A 564-nucleotide genomic window follows, 5' to 3' on the forward strand; every position below is an offset into this window, starting at 1 on the left:
CGGGCTCGAGATCGCAGCCTCGGCAGCTTCGCGGGCGCGATCCTCGCCGCTCGCGGTGCCCGAGCCCATCATCGCCATGCCCATCTCCGACATGACCGTGCGCACGTCGGCGAAGTCCACGTTGATGAGTCCCGGCCGGGTGATCAGCTCGGCGATGCCCTGGACTGCGCCCTGCAGCACCTCGTTGGCCGCCCGGAACGCGTCGAGGAGCGTCGTCTGCGAACCGAGCACGCTCAGCAGCTTCTCGTTCGGAATGGTAATGAGCGAATCGACATACTTCGCGAGATCGTGAATGCCCTGGTCGGCGATCTGCATGCGCTTGCGGCCTTCCATCTTGAAGGGCCTCGTGACCACGGCCACCGTGAGGATCCCCAGCTCGCGGGCCACCTGCAGCGCCTCGGCGCCGTTGCCTGCCTCGTAGACACGGTAGCCGGTCCGCTCCAGCGTGCGGCGCGTGAGCGCCCGCACCAGCTGCTCGTCCTCCACCACCAGGATCGTCTCGCTCCCGCGCCGCACCTCCTCGGTCCCGGTGCGCGGCGTGGCCGGCCGTGCGTCGGCCGTGGT

Annotated in this window: 1 protein-coding gene; it reads right to left on the bottom strand. The window is 69.3% G+C overall.

What is annotated here, in order from left to right; translation table 11 throughout:
* Positions 1–564 (bottom strand): cell division protein FtsZ (locus tag L6Q96_23505; protein ID MCK6557514.1); only part of this gene is annotated, 564 nt, incomplete at both ends.

It is taken from the genome of Candidatus Binatia bacterium, assembly GCA_023150935.1.
In the GTDB taxonomy this organism is placed as follows: Bacteria; Desulfobacterota; Binatia; order HRBIN30; family HRBIN30; genus JAKLJW01.